This is a genomic window from Burkholderia stabilis (assembly GCF_001742165.1).
In the GTDB taxonomy this organism is placed as follows: Bacteria; Pseudomonadota; Gammaproteobacteria; order Burkholderiales; family Burkholderiaceae; genus Burkholderia; species Burkholderia stabilis.
Map to the genome: position 1 here is coordinate 3,474,941 of NZ_CP016442.1, position 16,767 is coordinate 3,491,707.

A 16,767-nucleotide genomic window follows, 5' to 3' on the forward strand; every position below is an offset into this window, starting at 1 on the left:
GAAGCGCGCCGGATGAAAAAAGGCCCGTCCGGAACCGGACGGGCCTTGCATGCGACAGCGCGGATCGCGCGGCGCTTGCGCGCTTACTTCGCCTTCGCGCTGATCACGCCTTCCGACACGTTCGCCGGCGTTTCAGCGTAGTGCTTGAACTCCATCGTGTACGTCGCGCGACCTTGCGTGGCCGAGCGCAGCGACGTCGAATAGCCGAACATTTCGGCGAGCGGAACCTCGGCGCGCACCAGCTTGCCGCCGCCGCCCGCGATGTCGTCCATCCCCTGCACGATGCCGCGCCGGCTCGACAGGTCGCCCATCACGTTGCCCATGAAATCCTCGGGCGTTTCGACTTCGACCGCCATCATCGGCTCGAGCAGCACGGGCTTCGCACGGCGCATCGCTTCCTTGAACGCCATCGAGCCGGCCATCCGGAACGCGTTTTCGTTCGAGTCGACGTCGTGGTACGAACCGAACGTCAGCGTGACCTTCACGTCGACGACCGGATAACCCGCCAGCACGCCGCTCTTCAGCGTTTCCTGGATCCCCTTGTCGACCGACGGAATGTATTCGCGCGGGATCACGCCGCCCTTGATCGCGTCGACGAATTCGTAGCCCTTGCCGGGGTTCGGCTCGAGCGTGATCACCGCATGACCATACTGGCCGCGGCCGCCCGATTGCTTGACGAACTTGCCCTCGACGTCCGCCGCCTTCGTGCGCACCGTTTCGCGATACGCGACCTGCGGCTTGCCGACGGTCGCCTCCACGCCGAACTCGCGCTTCATCCGGTCGACCAGGATTTCGAGGTGGAGCTCACCCATCCCCGAAATGATCGTCTGACCGGACTCTTCGTCGGTCTGCACGCGGAACGACGGATCTTCCTGGGCCAGACGGTTCAGCGCCAGCCCCATCTTTTCCTGGTCGGCCTTCGTCTTCGGCTCGACGGCCTGCGAAATCACCGGCTCGGGGAAAATCATCCGCTCGAGCACGATCGGATGCGCCGGATCGCACAGCGTGTCGCCGGTGGTCGCTTCCTTCAGGCCGACGGCCGCCGCGATGTCGCCCGCGCGCACTTCCTTGATTTCCTTGCGCTCGTTCGCGTGCATCTGCAGGATCCGGCCGAGCCGTTCCTTCTTGTCCTTCGTCGCGTTGAGCACCGTGTCGCCGGATTCGACCACACCCGAATACACGCGGAAGAAGATCAACTGGCCGACGAACGGGTCGGTCATGATCTTGAACGCGAGCGACGAGAACGGATCTTCGTCGTTCGGATGACGCTCCGCTTCCTTGTCGTGCAGGTCGTGGCCGAGAATCGCGGGCACGTCGGCCGGCGACGGCAGGTAGTCGATCACCGCGTCGAGCATCGCCTGCACGCCCTTGTTCTTGAACGCGCTGCCGCACAGCATCGGCACGATCTCGTTGGCGATCGTGCGCTGGCGCAGCGCGGCCTTGATCTCGTCCTCGGTCAGCGATTCATGGTCGTGCAGGTACTTCTCGAGCAGTTCCTCGCTCGCTTCCGCCGCGGCCTCGACCATCTTCTCGCGCCACTCGTGCGCGAGCTCGACGAGATTCGCCGGGATGTCCTCGTACGTGAACTTCACGCCCTGGCTTTCGTCGTCCCAGACGATCGCCTTCATCTTCACGAGATCGACGACGCCCTGGAAATGATCTTCCGCGCCGATCGGGATCTGGATCGGCACGGCGACGCCCTTCAGGCGGTCGCCGATCTGCCGCTGCACGCGGAAGAAATCGGCGCCGACGCGGTCCATCTTGTTGACGAACGCGATGCGCGGCACCTTGTACTTGTTCGCCTGGCGCCACACGGTTTCGGACTGCGGCTGCACGCCGCCGACCGAGTCGTAGACCATGCACGCGCCGTCGAGCACGCGCATCGAGCGTTCGACTTCGATCGTGAAGTCGACGTGCCCGGGCGTGTCGATGATGTTGATGCGGTGTTCCGGATAGTTGCCGGCCATGCCTTTCCAGAAGGCCGTGGTCGCCGCCGACGTGATCGTGATGCCGCGTTCCTGCTCCTGCTCCATCCAGTCCATCGTGGCCGCGCCGTCGTGCACTTCACCGATCTTGTGGCTCACACCGGTGTAAAACAGGATGCGCTCGGTCGTCGTGGTCTTGCCGGCATCGATGTGAGCGCTGATCCCGATATTGCGATAGCGCTCGATGGGGGTTTTGCGGGGCACGTGAACCTCCTGGTGGTTCGGATCTTAAGCGGGACGGCTGGGCCGGCCCGGACTGGAACAAGCGAGACTTAAAGCATAGCGCTTGCGCGTGGCTTTTGCAGATGCGGCCGGCGCCGGTCGAATCAAGGCGGGTGCCGGCGGCGGGCGAAAAAAAAGCCGGCGCGAACGGGCGGCCGGCTTCGGTCGGTGCGCGGCGCAAGGCCGCGGCAATGGCCGTTACTGGGCCTTCGGCAGGCCGTCGAGCTTCATGCCGGGCTTGATGCCCTTCGCCGCGAACCAGCCCTTGCTCATTTCGAGCGCATAGACGCCGTTGTTGCGCGGGCAGTGGTTGTCGGTCGTCTCGGCCTTCATCTCGTCGATGTCGGTGATCGTGCCGTCCGCGCGGATGAACGCGATCGACAGCGGGATCAGCGTGTTCTTCATCCAGAAGCAGTGCACGGCATTCTCGTTGAACACGAACAGCATGCCTTCGTTCGGTGCGAGCTGCGAACGGTACATCAGCCCCTGTTCGCGGTCGGCGTCGTTCGCGGCGACGGCCGCGTCGATCACGTACATGCCGGCGCGCAGCTTCACGCGCGGGAACTCGCTCGGCTGCTTGGCGCCGGGCGGCATCTGCGCGCTGGCGGCCTGCATGCCGAGCGCGAGGACGGCGAGCGCGGCGGGAAACACGGCGGCGCGCGCAAGGCGGCCGAGCGACGAGCGCAGGGAGAATTGCACAGCAAGGCTCCTATCTGGAAAACGAGACCCGCATGGTACGCGATGCGCGCAGGCGGGCACAAAAAAGAAAAAGGCAGATCGCCTTGCGGTGATCTGCCTTTCAACGCCGTAAGAACGGCAAAACTGCGTGTTCTTGACTGCGTTATTACAGCAAGCTTGCTTAGTTCGAAGCAGCTGCCGGAGCTTCAGCGGCGCTAGCAGCAGCCTTCTTCGAAGCGTGCTTCTTGGCAGCGTGGTGCTTCTTGTGCGTTGCCTTCTTCGCCGGTGCCGAAGCGGCTTCTGCCGGAGCAGCTTCCGGAGCCGAAGCTTGTGCGAAAGCAGCCGTTGCGAAGAGACCAGCGACCAGAGCAGCGATCAGTTTGTTCATGTTGTGTTCCTCAGCTTTAGTTAATTAACCAAATGACCCGGCATAGGAGTCATGACGTCTAACGGTGCCATCCACCTTTCGGTTGACAGACGCTCCAAGAAATTTCTCTTTGCGCTGCGGGCGCCGAATCGTATTCGAATAAAACGTCGCTTTTGTGACGCAAACACGGGTTCGGCTGCCAATGCCGGATAGCTCAGGTTGGCATCTGCGTGATTTAACGCGCGATCTTCGCAGGCGGTTGACGAAAAAGATGACAAAAAAATCGCATGGGCCGGCGCGGTCATTCGGCGCGCGCGAAACCCTCCCACGGCGCGCGCGGCGGCAGCGCGATTGTTTCTCCCGGTGCAATGCCGAGCGCGAATATATCGAGCGCGCCGATACCGACGCGTACGAGGCGCAAGGTCGGAAAGCCGACGGCCGCCGTCATCCGACGCACCTGCCGGTTCTTGCCTTCGGTGATCGCGAGCTCGATCCACGTCGTCGGGATCGCGGCGCGGTAGCGGATCGGCGGGTTGCGCGGCCACAGCGCGTCGGGCGGCTCGATGAATTCGGCGCGGCACGGGCGCGTCACGTAGTCGCCGAGATCGACGCCGCGTGCGAGCGCCTTCAGGTCGGCCGGGCCGGGCGCGCCGTCCACCTGCGCCCAGTAGCGCTTGACGAGCTTGTGGCGCGGCTCCGCGATGCGCGCCTGCAGCGCGCCGTCGTCGGTGAGCAGCAGCAGCCCCTCGCTGTCCGCGTCCAGCCGGCCGGCCGCATAGACGCCGGGCGTTTTTACCCAGTCGCCGAGAGACGGCCGCGTCTCGTGCGCGGAAAACTGGCAAATCGTGCCGAACGGCTTGTTGAGGGCGATCAGGTTCATGGCGGGGCGTCCACCGGCGCCGCAGGAAGCGGGGCGGGCGGTCTATGGCAAATGGCGGAATCTTAATGCATAATACGGAACGGCAAGTCCTCTGTCTTATATAAGACATAAGTGGGGTCTTGATACGCAGTGCCGCGGTTCATGCCGAAGTGCCCGGTTGGGGCGCTAGAATAGCGGCTCGCTGTTGCCGTCACGGGGTGGCAAGGCCGCCCCGCCGCGCGCCAGCTTCGACCAGCATCACCTGCTCAGCCACGTCACTGGAGTCGATCATGCCGTATCAGCACATCAAGGTTCCGGAGGGCGGTGACAAGATCACCGTCAACAAGGACTTCTCGCTCAACGTTTCCGATCAGCCGATCATTCCCTATATCGAAGGCGACGGTACTGGCTTCGATATCACGCCGGTCATGATCAAGGTCGTCGACGCGGCGGTCGCGCATGCCTACAAGGGCAAGCGCAAGATCCACTGGATGGAGATCTTCGCGGGCGAGAAGGCGACGAAGGTGTACGGTCCGGACGTGTGGCTCCCGGACGAAACGCTGCAGGTGCTGAAGGAATACGTGGTGTCGATCAAGGGGCCGCTCACGACCCCGGTCGGCGGCGGCATCCGTTCGCTGAACGTCGCGCTGCGCCAGGAACTCGACCTGTACGTGTGTCTGCGCCCGGTCCAGTACTTCAAGGGCGTGCCGTCGCCGGTGCGCGAGCCGCAAAAGATCGACATGGTGATCTTCCGCGAGAACTCGGAAGATATCTACGCGGGCATCGAATGGGCCGCGGGCTCCGAGCAGGCGAAGAAGGTCATCAAGTTCCTGCAGGACGAGATGGGCGTGAAGAAGATCCGCTTCCCGGAAACCTCGGGGATCGGCGTCAAGCCCGTGTCGACCGAAGGCACCGAGCGTCTCGTGCGCAAGGCGATCCAGTACGCGATCGACAACGATCGCAAGTCGGTCACGCTGGTGCACAAGGGCAACATCATGAAGTTCACGGAAGGCCTGTTCCGTGACGCCGGCTACGCGCTGGCGCAGAAGGAATTCGGCGGCGAGCTGATCGACGGCGGCCCGTGGATGCGCGTGAAGAACCCGAAGACGGGCAACGAGATCGTCATCAAGGATTCGATCGCCGATGCGTTCCTGCAGCAGATCCTGCTGCGCCCGGCCGAATACGACGTGATCGCGACGCTGAACCTGAACGGCGACTACATCTCCGACGCACTGGCCGCGCAGGTCGGCGGCATCGGGATCGCACCGGGCGCGAACCTGTCGGATTCGGTCGCGATGTTCGAGGCCACGCACGGCACGGCGCCGAAGTACGCGGGCAAGGATTACGTGAACCCGGGTTCCGAGATCCTGTCGGCGGAAATGATGCTGCGCCATCTCGGCTGGACGGAAGCGGCCGACACGATCATCGCCGCGATGGAGAAGTCGATCCTGCAGAAGCGCGTCACGTACGACTTCGCGCGCCTGATGGAAGGCGCGACGCAGGTGTCGTGCTCGGGCTTCGGCGAAGTGCTGATCGAGAATATGTAAGACCCCTTCCGGGGTGGGCCGGCGCGTTTCCGGCCGCCCCGGCGCCTACTGCCGGCGCCGGGGCGTTTCGTGGATGGCAGGTTTGTTGGCAGGGCGGTCCGGCATGCGGGCCGCGGCGCCGCGATGCGGCCCGGATGCCCTGCAAGGTAGAACATGACGGCCCTCGCAACACCACCGCCCGGCTGAGCCGGCGCCCCCTTTCGCGACCGACCCGGTCGCTCCCCGCCGGTTACCCGCCGGCGCTCCCCAGTCCCACTTTCACGTAGCAACGCATTGACCATGTCCACTTCGCCCAAGATCATCTACACCCTCACCGACGAAGCGCCCGCGCTCGCGACCTATTCGCTGCTGCCGATCGTCAAGGCCTTCACGCGCTCGTCGGGCGTCGCCGTCGAAACGCGCGACATCTCGCTCGCCGGCCGCATCATCGCGGCATTCGCAGACGTCCTGCCGTCGGAGCAGAAGGGTTCCGACGATCTGGCCGAGCTGGGCCAGCTCACGCTGAAGCCGGAAGCGAACATCATCAAGCTGCCGAACATCAGCGCCTCGGTGCCGCAGCTGAAGGCCGCGATCGTCGAACTGCAGGCGCAAGGCTACAAGCTGCCGGCCTATCCGGAAGATCCGTCGACCGACGAGGAAAAGGCGGTCAAGGCCCGCTACGACAAGATCAAGGGCAGCGCGGTGAACCCGGTGCTGCGCGAAGGCAACTCCGATCGCCGCGCGCCGCTGTCGGTCAAGAACTACGCACGCAAGCATCCGCACAAGATGGGCGCCTGGAAGGCGACCTCGAAGGCGCACGTCGCGCACATGAGCGAAGGCGACTTCTACGGCAGCGAGAAGTCGGCGCTGATCGCCGATGCCGGCAGCGTGAAGATCGAACTCACGACGGCCGACGGCGTGAAGAAGGTCCTGAAGGAAAAGACGGCCGTGAAGGCCGGTGAAATCATCGACGCGTCGGTGATGAGCCGCAAGGCGCTGCGCAGCTTCATCGAAGCGCAGATCGCCGATGCGAAGGCGCAGGACGTGCTGTTCTCGGTGCACCTGAAGGCGACCATGATGAAGGTCTCCGACCCGATCCTGTTCGGCCATTTCGTGTCGGTGTTCTACCGCGACGCGCTCGCGAAGCACGCGGACGTGTTGGCGCAGGCCGGTTTCAACCCGAACAACGGGATCGGCGACCTGTACGCGCGCCTGAAGGACCTGCCGGCCGACACGCGCGAAGCGATCGAAGCCGACGTCAAGGCCGAATACGCGGTGCGCCCGCGCCTCGCGATGGTCAACTCGGACAAGGGCATCACGAACCTGCACGTGCCGAGCGACGTGATCGTCGACGCATCGATGCCGGCGATGATCCGCGATTCCGGCGGCATGTGGGGCCCGGACGGCCAACTGTACGACGCGAAGGCCGTGATTCCGGACCGCTGCTATGCGGGCGTGTACCAGGCCGTGATCGAGGATTGCAAGCAGCACGGCGCATTCGATCCGGTCACGATGGGCAGCGTGCCGAACGTCGGCCTGATGGCGCAGGCGGCCGAAGAATACGGTTCGCACGACAAGACGTTCCAGATCCCGGCGGACGGCGTCGTGCGCGTGACCGATGAAGCCGGCAACGTGCTGCTCGAGCACGCGGTCGAGTCGGGCGACATCTGGCGCATGTGCCAGACGAAGGACGCGCCGGTGCAGGACTGGGTCAAGCTCGCGGTCAACCGCGCCCGCGCGACCGGCGCACCGGCCGTGTTCTGGCTCGATCCGGCGCGTGCGCACGATGCGCAGATCATCGCGAAGGTCGAACGCTACCTGAAGGATCACGACACGAACGGCCTCGACATCCGCATCCTGACGCCGGTCGACGCAACGCGTTTCTCGCTCGAGCGCATCCGTGCGGGCAAGGACACGATCTCGGTCACCGGCAACGTGCTGCGCGACTACCTGACCGACCTGTTCCCGATCATGGAACTCGGCACCAGCGCGAAGATGTTGTCGATCGTGCCGTTGATGGCCGGTGGCGGGATGTTCGAAACGGGCGCGGGCGGTTCGGCGCCGAAGCACGTGCAGCAGTTCGTCGAGGAAGGCTTCCTGCGTTGGGATTCGCTCGGCGAATTCCTTGCGCTGGCAGCGTCGCTCGAGCACCTCGGTCACGCATACCAGAACCCGAAGGCGGTCGTGCTCGCGAAGACGCTCGACCAGGCGACCGGCAAGTTCCTGGACGAGAACAAGTCGCCGGCGCGCAAGGTCGGCGGCCTCGACAACCGCGGCAGCCACTTCTACCTGTGCCTGTACTGGGCGCAGGCGCTTGCCGAGCAGACCGAGGACGCCGCGCTGAAGGCGCAGTTCGAAGGCGTGGCGAAGGCGCTGTCCGACAGCGAAGCGCGCATCCTGGAAGAACTGGCTGGCGCACAAGGCAAGCCGCAGGCGATTGGCGGCTACTATCGCCCGAACGTCGATCTGACGAGCCAGGCGATGCGCCCGAGCGCGACGCTGAACGGGATCGTCGACGCGGTCGCCTGACGTCGGCTGCGCAATCGCGCGAGCCCATGCGCGTGTCGGCGCGGAGGGCATGACTGCCAGCCGACCGATGCAAAAGAAAAACGCCCCGGACGCCCGGGGCGTTTTTCGTTGCAGGCTTGCCATTCAGACGTGAACGATTTCCCACTCGGCGATTTCGTGCGGCACTTCGAGCGTGGCCGTGTCCATTTCGGACAGTTGCGGGCAGTCGCCGCGGGAGATGTGGTCGGCGGCCACTTCGGGGCACGAGAATGCGCCGAGCAGGGCGTTGCCGAACGTCGCTTCCCAGCCGCCGTTACCCGGCAGGATGTAGAACGACCCGAGCGCTGAACCAAAGCGAAATCCCTTCATTTCCGTTCTCCCTTTCTGATCACAAGCGATTCTGTTGTGCCGCCCGCCGGCTCGGCCGGCTGTGGCCCGACTGGCTGCTTGCGCCGGGTTCCGTATCGAACGTCGTGGCGAAGCGTCAGTGCATGGAACAAAGTCTACGTCCGCGACCCGCTCGGATGGTGCGCATAGAATGTCTTATCGAAATAAAAAATCATGTTTAAAAACATGGTGTTATTTCTGTCGTTTTGTATTGCGGAACGTTTTTTGGCATCGCGAAACGGGAAATTTGTGCCCTGCACCACGAATTTTTACAACGCAGGGACTTGTTCCGCATCGTGAAATATTGGCGGATTCGCGGATCGACGATACGACGCGCGCCCGGGTGCGGCCGACAGGCGATCGTGGAGCGGTCGTCCGGAGACTGAAAAAGGGGGGGGCGAGTTGGCTGAGGTCGCCGGAGATGAGGCGCGCATTCCTGATCGCCGACGCCGTCCGACGCGTGTCGAATCCGGGCGGCAGCACCATGTGCTGCGACGTATCGCCGCCCGATCGGCTGGGCCGCTTTTCAATACGGCCCCGAGGTTATGATGACGCGGGCATCAGGTTTCGCGCCGCGCATCGGCATTCGAGCCGGCCGGCGCGGGCGTCGCGGCTGTCGCGCGACGCAGCATGGATAACGAGGAACGATTGATGATACGGAGAACCTTCCTGTCGCGCGCCATCGGTGCGGCAGCCGCGTCGCTGTTCGCGCGCACCGCATGGGCGCAGCATGCCGGTCATGCGGGCATGGCCGGCATGGACCAGATGGACGACATGCCCGGCATGTCGGGCATGTCGGGCATGTCGGGTCATGGGCAGCACGGCAAGCCTGCGCCGGCAGCCCTCGCTGCCGCCGATGCGCTGCCGGCCGGCGCGCCGCTCGCGGCGTTGCGTACGCTCGCGAACGAAAGCCGCGAGCCCGGTACGTTCCGGGCCACGCTGGTGGCGCAGCCGGTGGCGCGTCCGATGCTGCGCGGCGCGCGGCCGACCACCTTCTGGCAGTTCGGCGCGGGTACGCAAGGCCCGGTCGTCGGTCCGCTGATCGACGTGCGCGAGGGCGACACGGTCGAGATCAAGTTCGTGAACAAGCTGCCGCAACCGTCGACGATCCATTGGCACGGCCTGCCCGTGCCGCCCGACCAGGACGGCAATCCGTCCGACCCCGTCGCACCCGGCGCATCGCGTGTGTACCGCTTCACGCTGCCGAAGGGGAGCGCCGGCACCTACTGGTACCACCCGCATCCGCACATGATGACGGCCGAGCAGGTCTTTCGCGGGCTGGCCGGCCCGTTCGTCGTGCGAGCCGCCGACGATCCGCTTGCGGGCTGGCCCGAGCGCAACCTGTTCGTGTCGGACCTGAAGCTCGCGCGCGACGGCACGATCGCCCCGAACGACATGATGGACTGGATGAACGGCCGCGAGGGCCAGTTCGTGCTGGTCAACGGCGCGCGCCGGCCGCGCATCGACGTTGCGGGCGACGAACGCTGGCGCGTGTGGAATGCATGCAGCGCGCGCTACTTGCGCGTCGCGTTCGATGACGGCCGTGCGTTCGAGCACGCGGGCACCGACGGCGGGCTGTTCGACGCACCGCGTCGCGTGACGTCGCTGCTGATCGCCCCGGGCGAGCGCGCCGAGCTGCTGGTGCGCGCCGGAGATCGCGCATCGCGCGCGGTGCTGCAGGCGGCCGAATACGACCGCCGCAAGATGGCGATGTCGCACGACGACGGTCACGGCAGCCTGCCGCCCGATCCGGCGCTGGCCCTGGCCGACGTGACGTTCGCGCCCGCCGCCGCGCGCGCGCTGCCGGCAACGCTACGCGCGGTGCCGGCGCTCGGCGAACCCGTCGCGCACAAGGAAGTGGCGTTCGGCGAAGAGATGGACATGGACGCGATGATGAAGGACGCCGCGCACGGCCGCCCGGCGGGCATGCGCTTCACGATCAACGGCGAAACCTATTCGCCGCACCGCGCGACGCTGACGAGCCGCCGCGGCGACATCGAGCGCTGGGCCATCCGCAATGCCACCGACATGGATCACCCGTTCCACCTGCACGGCACGCAGTTCCAGGTGATCGAACGTGAATCGGACGGCTCGCGCACGCGCGAACCGTTCCGCGCGTGGCGCGATACCGTGAACGTGCGCAGCGGCGAAACCGTGACGATTCTCGTCACGCAAGACATGCCCGGCGAGCGCATGTTTCATTGCCACATTCTCGAACACGAGGATCTCGGCATGATGGGTACGCTGAAGGTCGTGTAACGAAGTGGCGAAAGTGTTTCACGTGCCGGATGGGTGCTTGATCTGCATGCGTGACAACACAATGCATGTTCAATTATCGGGATTGAACGAAAAAGCCGGTCAATCGATTATCGATTGACCGGCTTCAAAAAAAGAAACCCGGCGCATTGCGCCGGGTTTCTTCGTCCGATATCCGATGCCTTTATGCGGCCTGGATGTTCGACGCTTGCTTGCCCTTCGGTCCTTGAACGACGTCAAAGCTCACCTTCTGGCCTTCCTTCAACGTCTTGAAGCCATTCATGGTGATAGCCGAGAAGTGCGCAAACAGATCCTCACCGCCCTCATCGGGAGTGATGAAACCGAAGCCCTTCGCGTCGTTGAACCACTTAACGATACCAGTTGCCATACCTACTTCCCCTGTCACACAGTCGCTGCTACTTACCACGAGCACGCTCGAAAAGCTAAACGACCGGAAAATGCAGCCGTTCCCCCCTCACAAGCTCACCTCGGCCTCTTTCATTCCCCCAACCGGCGAATTGAAAAAAGTGCCAGCTTGATTGTTGGCGCTCTTTATTGGAGTGTCAAGAGGAATTTTTAGACGTATAGAGGGACGTTGTAAAGAACCCATTTTCAGGGTTTCTCCGGCTTTGCTTCGCAGCATGCGGCCAAGCGCGAGGACTTGAAAAGCCGCATAATCGGCTCATATACCAGGCTCGAGTGACACGCGTTCGAGTCGTCCCGGCTTGTGGGATACTGGATGCGGATACGATGGTCCGGTGCGGTTCCCCCTGACGGTTCGTGTTCCGCGCCACGCGTGAAAGCCGGCACCGCAGCCGGCTTTCGTATGGCGCGAAGACGATCGCGTGTTCCGGGATACCGGGGAGGGCGCCGGCCGGTCGGTCGGGTAATGGCAGGATTGCGGGCCTGTCCGAGTTGTTTAGAATGGGTGTATGGCGATTATCCCGGACAAGCAGGACAGTACCGTCCTGGAACGCAAGCAGCAGAAGCTCAAGCCGCCTTCGATGTACAAGGTGGTGCTGCTGAACGACGACTTCACGCCGATGGAATTCGTCGTGATGGTGGTCCAGGAGTATTTCAAGAAGGATCGCGAGACGGCCACGCAGATCATGCTGAAGGTCCATCGCGAAGGGCGAGGGGTTTGTGGGGTCTATACGCGGGACATCGCGTCGACCAAGGTTGAGCAAGTCGTTACCCATGCGCGGCAGGCCGGGCATCCGCTGCAGTGCGTGATGGAGGAAGCATGATTGCCCAGGAATTGGAAGTCAGCCTGCACATGGCGTTCATGGAAGCACGCCAGGCGCGCCATGAGTTCATTACGGTCGAGCATCTGCTGCTGGCCCTGCTGGATAATCCGACGGCAGCCGAGGTGTTGCGCGCTTGTGCGGCGAACATCGAGGACTTGCGTCAGAACCTGCGCAATTTCATCCACGACAACACACCTACCGTCCCGGGTACCGACGATGTCGATACCCAGCCGACGCTCGGTTTCCAGCGCGTGATCCAGCGCGCGATCATGCACGTCCAGTCGACGTCGAACGGCAAGAAGGAAGTCACCGGCGCGAACGTGCTGGTCGCGATCTTCGGCGAGAAGGATTCGCACGCCGTGTACTACCTGCAGCAGCAGGGCGTGACGCGCCTCGACGTCGTGAACTTCATTTCGCACGGCATCGCGAAGACGAACAACGGCGAAGCCGCGAAGTCGACCGACGCGAACGCGGAAAGCGAAGACGCGAATGCGCAGAAGGAAACGCCGCTCGCGCAGTTCACGCAGAACCTGAACCAGATGGCGAAGGATGGCCGGATCGATCCGCTGATCGGCCGCGAGCCCGAAGTCGAGCGCGTCGTGCAGGTGCTGTGCCGTCGCCGCAAGAACAATCCGCTGCTCGTCGGCGAAGCCGGCGTGGGCAAGACCGCGATCGCGGAAGGGCTCGCCTATCGCATCACGCGCGGCGAAGTGCCCGATATCCTCGCGAACGCGCAGGTCTACTCGCTCGACATGGGCGCGTTGCTCGCGGGCACCAAGTATCGCGGCGATTTCGAGCAACGTCTGAAGACGGTGCTGAAGGAGCTCAAGGAGCGTCCGCACGCGATCCTGTTCATCGACGAAATCCATACGCTGATCGGCGCGGGCGCCGCGTCGGGCGGCACGCTCGATGCGTCGAACCTGCTGAAGCCGGCGCTGTCGTCGGGCACGCTCAAGTGCATCGGCGCGACGACGTTCACCGAGTATCGCGGCATCTTCGAGAAGGATGCGGCGCTGTCGCGGCGCTTCCAGAAGGTCGACGTGAGCGAGCCGACTGTCGAGCAGACGGTCGCGATCCTGCGCGGGCTGAAGTCGCGTTTCGAGGAGCACCACGGCGTCAAGTATTCGTCGGGCGCGCTGTCGGCCGCGGCTGAACTGTCGGCACGTTTCATCACCGACCGTCACCTGCCGGACAAGGCGATCGACGTGATCGACGAAGCGGGCGCGGCGCAGCGCATCCTGCCGAAGTCGAAGCAGAAGAAAACGATCGGCAAGAGCGAGATCGAGGAAATCATCTCGAAGATCGCGCGCGTGCCGGCGCAAAGCGTGTCGCAGGACGATCGCAGCAAGCTGCAGACGCTCGACCGCGACCTGAAGAGCGTCGTGTTCGGCCAGGATCCGGCGATCGACGCGCTGGCGGCATCGATCAAGATGGCGCGCGCAGGCCTCGGCAAGATGGACAAGCCGATCGGCGCATTCCTGTTCTCCGGCCCGACGGGCGTCGGCAAGACCGAAGTGGCGCGCCAGCTCGCGTTCACGCTCGGCATCGAGCTGATCCGCTTCGACATGTCGGAGTACATGGAGCGTCACGCGGTGAGCCGCCTGATCGGCGCGCCGCCGGGCTACGTCGGGTTCGACCAGGGCGGCCTGCTGACCGAAGCCGTCACGAAGAAGCCGCATTGCGTGCTGTTGCTCGACGAAATCGAGAAGGCGCATCCGGATATCTACAACGTGCTGCTGCAGGTGATGGACCACGGCACGCTGACCGACAACAACGGCCGCAAGGCGGATTTCCGCAACGTCATCATCATCATGACGACGAACGCGGGCGCCGAGTCGATGCAGAAGGCGACGATCGGTTTCACGACGCGCCGCGAAACGGGCGACGAGATGACCGACATCAAGCGCCTGTTCACGCCGGAGTTCCGCAACCGCCTGGATTCGATCATCAGCTTCCGCTCGCTCGATGAGGAAATCATCATGCGCGTGGTCGACAAGTTCCTGATCCAGCTCGAGGAACAGCTGCACGAGAAGAAGGTCGACGCGCTCTTCACCGACGCGTTGCGCAAGCATCTCGCGAAGCACGGCTTCGACCCGCTGATGGGCGCGCGGCCGATGCAGCGGCTGATCCAGGACACGATCCGCCGCGCGCTGGCTGACGAACTGCTGTTCGGCAAGCTCGTCAACGGCGGTCACGTGACGGTCGACGTCGACGAAAACGACAAGGTGCAGTTGTCGTTCGACAAGCTGGCGAATCCGCCGCACAAGCCGAACGAAGAGACGGTCGAAGTCGAGTAAGCGATAATTCGTTGTTCATGCGAACGGCGCGGGAAGTTTTCCGCGCCGTTTCGTTTTATCCGGCGCCGGCGGCGCAATGGTGGTGCAGGGGAGTGGTAAGGCAGTGACACAACAACAACGGTCGTTCGACAGCATCGTCGCGCGAGAACAAGGGTTGCGCCACGCGCTGACGTCGGGGCAGATGGCGATGATCGCGATCGGCGGCGCGATCGGCACGGGGCTGTTCCTCGGCAGCGGGTTCGCGATCGGGCTCGCCGGCCCGAGCGTGCTGGTTTCGTATGCGATCGGCGCGCTGATCGCGCTGCTGCTGATGGGCGCGCTCGCGGAAATGACGGTGGCGCATCCGACGGCCGGCTCGTTCGGCGCGTATGCCGAGCACTACGTCGGCCCGCTCGCGGGCTTTCTCGTGCGCTATGCGTACTGGTTCGCGGTCGTGTTCGCGATCGGCACCGAGATCAGCGCGATCGCGGTGTTCATGAAGTACTGGTTTCCAGCCGTGCCCGGCTGGTACTGGGTGATCGGCTTCTCCGCGCTGCTGATCGCCGTGAATCTCGCGAGCGTCACGCTGTACGGCTCGGTCGAATACGCGTTCTCGCTGCTGAAGATCGCGGCGATCATCGTGTTCATCGTGCTCGGCGCGTATCTCGTGTGGTCGGCGCCGGCCGCATCGGGCATCGGCTTCACGAACTACACCGCCCACGGCGGCTTCATGCCGAAGGGGCCGTGGGGCACCTGGGTCGCGGTGATCGTCGCGATCTTCAGCTACATGAGCATCGAGGCCGTCGCGATCGCGGCCGGCGAGGCGCGCGATCCGCAGCATGCCGTCACGCGCGCGTTCCGCTCGACGGTGTTCCGCCTCGTGCTGTTCTACCTGCTGACGCTGTCGCTGATGCTCGCAATCGTGCCGTGGACGCAGGCCGGCACCGACGAAAGCCCGTTCGTGAAGGTGATGGCCGCGACGCACGTGCCGTATGCGGCGGGCGTGATCAACTTCGTGCTGCTGATCGCGGCGCTGTCGGCGATGAACAGCCAGCTCTACGTGACGACGCGGATGATGTTCAGCCTGTCGCGTGCGCGGCTCGCGCCGGCGGTGTTCGGCCGGCTCGGCACGAACGGCGTGCCGCGCGCGGCGCTGTGGATCTCGACGAGCGGCGTCGCGGTGGCGGCCGTGCTGGTCGCGCTGGCGCCCGATACGGCGTTCACCGTGATGATGGCGATCGCGATGTTCGGCGCGCTGTTCACGTGGCTGATGATCTTCGTCACGCACCTGCGCTTCCGTTCGCGATATAGCGGCCCCGCACTCGCGTTCCGGATGTGGGGGCACCCGTTCGGCAGCCTGCTCGGCGCCGGGCTCGTCGCGGCGATCCTGTTCACGACTGCGTTCACGCGCGAGTTCCGGATGACGATGGTGGTTGGCGTCGTGTTCGTCGTGCTGCTGACGCTCGCGTATGCGCTGCACTACCGGCACGAACACGCGCGCTGACGGTGCCGGTGCGGCCGCGTCGGCCGGCCACGCCGTTCTTCACATTCGCTAAGGTTCCGTTAACCCGGCGGCGACTACATTCGATCCTGTCTGCAAGGCGGCCCGGCATGTGCCGGCCCGCTGCTTTCCTGCAAAAAGGGGTTCGAATGAACAAACTTCCCGAAATCACGCTCGCGTTCTGGATCATGAAGATCTGCGCGACGACGCTCGGCGAGACCGGCGGCGACCTGCTGTCGATGACGCTGAACGTCGGTTATGCGGTGAGCTCGATCCTGCTGTTCGGCTTCTTCCTCGTGACGCTGGGCGCGCAGCTCAAGACGACGCGCTACCGCCCGGCGATCTACTGGGCCGTGATCGTCGCGACCAGCACGGCCGGCACGACGATGTCCGATTTCATGGACCGCACGTTGGGCCTCGGCTACGCAGCCGGCTCGTCGATCCTCGTCGCGATCCTGCTGGCGATCTTCGCGGTCTGGCGGTTCAGCGGCGAATCGCTGTCGGTCGACCTGATTCGCACGCGCAAGGTCGAGCTGCTGTACTGGATCGCGATCCTGTTTTCGAACACGCTCGGCACCGCGCTCGGCGATTTCCTCGCGGACAGCTCGGGGCTCGGTTTCGGCGGCGGCGCGCTGCTGATCGGCGCTCTGCTGGCGGTGATTGTGCTCGCGCACTATTTCACGCGCATCTACGGTGTGCTGCTGTTCTGGGCTGCGTTCGTGCTCACGCGTCCGTTCGGCGCGACGGTCGGCGACCTGCTGACGAAGCCGGTCGCGAAGGGCGGCCTCGCGCTCGGCACGGTCGGCTCGTCGGCCGTGCTGCTCGGCGTGCTGGTCGCGATGGTGATCTACGCGAGCATCGCGCAGGCGCGGCGACGCGACCTGGTACCTGCGCGGATCGCGCAGCCGGTCAGTGAATGACGGCGAACGAAAAAAGGGGCCGCGAGGCCCCTTTT

General features: G+C 64.4%; 13 protein-coding genes. 7 read left to right on the top strand and 6 right to left on the bottom strand.

The features are described 5' to 3' along the window. Nucleotides 1-83 precede the first annotated feature (83 nt). The 4 genes from fusA to BBJ41_RS16175 form a co-directional block, all read right to left on the bottom strand. Nucleotides 84-2,189, bottom strand: coding sequence for an elongation factor G (gene fusA / locus BBJ41_RS16165; RefSeq protein ID WP_069747241.1), 2,106 nt, complete (start codon nt 2,187-2,189; stop codon nt 84-86). Between the two features lie 216 nt (nt 2,190-2,405). Further along, the gene (locus tag BBJ41_RS16170) at nt 2,406-2,906 is read right to left on the bottom strand and encodes a DUF192 domain-containing protein (protein WP_069747242.1); all 501 of its coding nucleotides are present in this window, start codon (nt 2,904-2,906) and stop codon (nt 2,406-2,408) included. 160 nt (nt 2,907-3,066) lie between these two features. Continuing rightward, nucleotides 3,067-3,273: a hypothetical protein gene (locus tag BBJ41_RS39170; protein ID WP_083281883.1), complete on the bottom strand. Its 207-nt coding sequence runs from the start codon at nt 3,271-3,273 to the stop codon at nt 3,067-3,069. A gap of 280 nt (nt 3,274-3,553) precedes the next feature. Next, a complete protein-coding gene (locus BBJ41_RS16175; RefSeq protein WP_069747243.1) occupies nt 3,554-4,132 on the bottom strand; it encodes a pseudouridine synthase in 579 nt (192 codons plus the stop codon). Nucleotides 4,133-4,401: 269 nt separating this feature from the next. On the opposite strand from BBJ41_RS16175, the gene icd reads away from it, so the two are divergent. Both icd and BBJ41_RS16185 read left to right on the top strand, forming a co-directional pair. Then, a complete protein-coding gene (gene icd, locus BBJ41_RS16180; protein WP_006478026.1) occupies nt 4,402-5,658 on the top strand; it encodes an NADP-dependent isocitrate dehydrogenase in 1,257 nt (418 codons plus the stop codon). Between the two features lie 279 nt (nt 5,659-5,937). Further along, nucleotides 5,938-8,166 (top strand): NADP-dependent isocitrate dehydrogenase, encoded by a 2,229-nt coding sequence (locus BBJ41_RS16185; RefSeq protein WP_069747244.1) that lies wholly within the window; start codon nt 5,938-5,940, stop codon nt 8,164-8,166. Nucleotides 8,167-8,289: 123 nt separating this feature from the next. On the opposite strand, the gene BBJ41_RS16190 is transcribed toward BBJ41_RS16185, so the two are convergent. Beyond that, nucleotides 8,290-8,514 carry a hypothetical protein gene (locus BBJ41_RS16190; protein WP_047898835.1) on the bottom strand — a complete coding sequence of 75 codons (225 nt, stop codon included), beginning with the start codon at nt 8,512-8,514 and terminating at the stop codon, nt 8,290-8,292. 669 nt (nt 8,515-9,183) lie between these two features. Between BBJ41_RS16190 and BBJ41_RS16195 the strand changes: the two genes are divergently transcribed. Then, a complete protein-coding gene (locus tag BBJ41_RS16195; RefSeq protein ID WP_069747245.1) occupies nt 9,184-10,791 on the top strand; it encodes a multicopper oxidase family protein in 1,608 nt (535 codons plus the stop codon). A gap of 181 nt (nt 10,792-10,972) precedes the next feature. On the opposite strand, the gene BBJ41_RS16200 is transcribed toward BBJ41_RS16195, so the two are convergent. Then, on the bottom strand, nt 10,973-11,176 hold the full coding sequence (locus BBJ41_RS16200) for a cold-shock protein (protein WP_006478030.1): 204 nt from the start codon (nt 11,174-11,176) through the stop codon (nt 10,973-10,975). Nucleotides 11,177-11,720: 544 nt separating this feature from the next. Between BBJ41_RS16200 and clpS the strand changes: the two genes are divergently transcribed. From clpS to BBJ41_RS16220, 4 genes are all read left to right on the top strand, one after another. Beyond that, entirely contained in the window at nt 11,721-12,035 is a 315-nt protein-coding gene (gene clpS / locus BBJ41_RS16205) for an ATP-dependent Clp protease adapter ClpS (RefSeq protein WP_006398529.1), read from the top strand. Then, nucleotides 12,032-14,332, top strand: coding sequence for an ATP-dependent Clp protease ATP-binding subunit ClpA (gene clpA, locus BBJ41_RS16210; protein ID WP_069747246.1), 2,301 nt, complete (start codon nt 12,032-12,034; stop codon nt 14,330-14,332). Before clpS ends, clpA begins: the two co-directional genes overlap by 4 nt. Before the next feature lie 103 nt (nt 14,333-14,435). After that, nucleotides 14,436-15,815 (top strand): amino acid permease, encoded by a 1,380-nt coding sequence (locus tag BBJ41_RS16215; protein WP_069747738.1) that lies wholly within the window; start codon nt 14,436-14,438, stop codon nt 15,813-15,815. 146 nt (nt 15,816-15,961) lie between these two features. Beyond that, the gene (locus BBJ41_RS16220) at nt 15,962-16,732 is read left to right on the top strand and encodes a COG4705 family protein (RefSeq protein ID WP_069747247.1); all 771 of its coding nucleotides are present in this window, start codon (nt 15,962-15,964) and stop codon (nt 16,730-16,732) included. Nucleotides 16,733-16,767 lie beyond the last annotated feature (35 nt).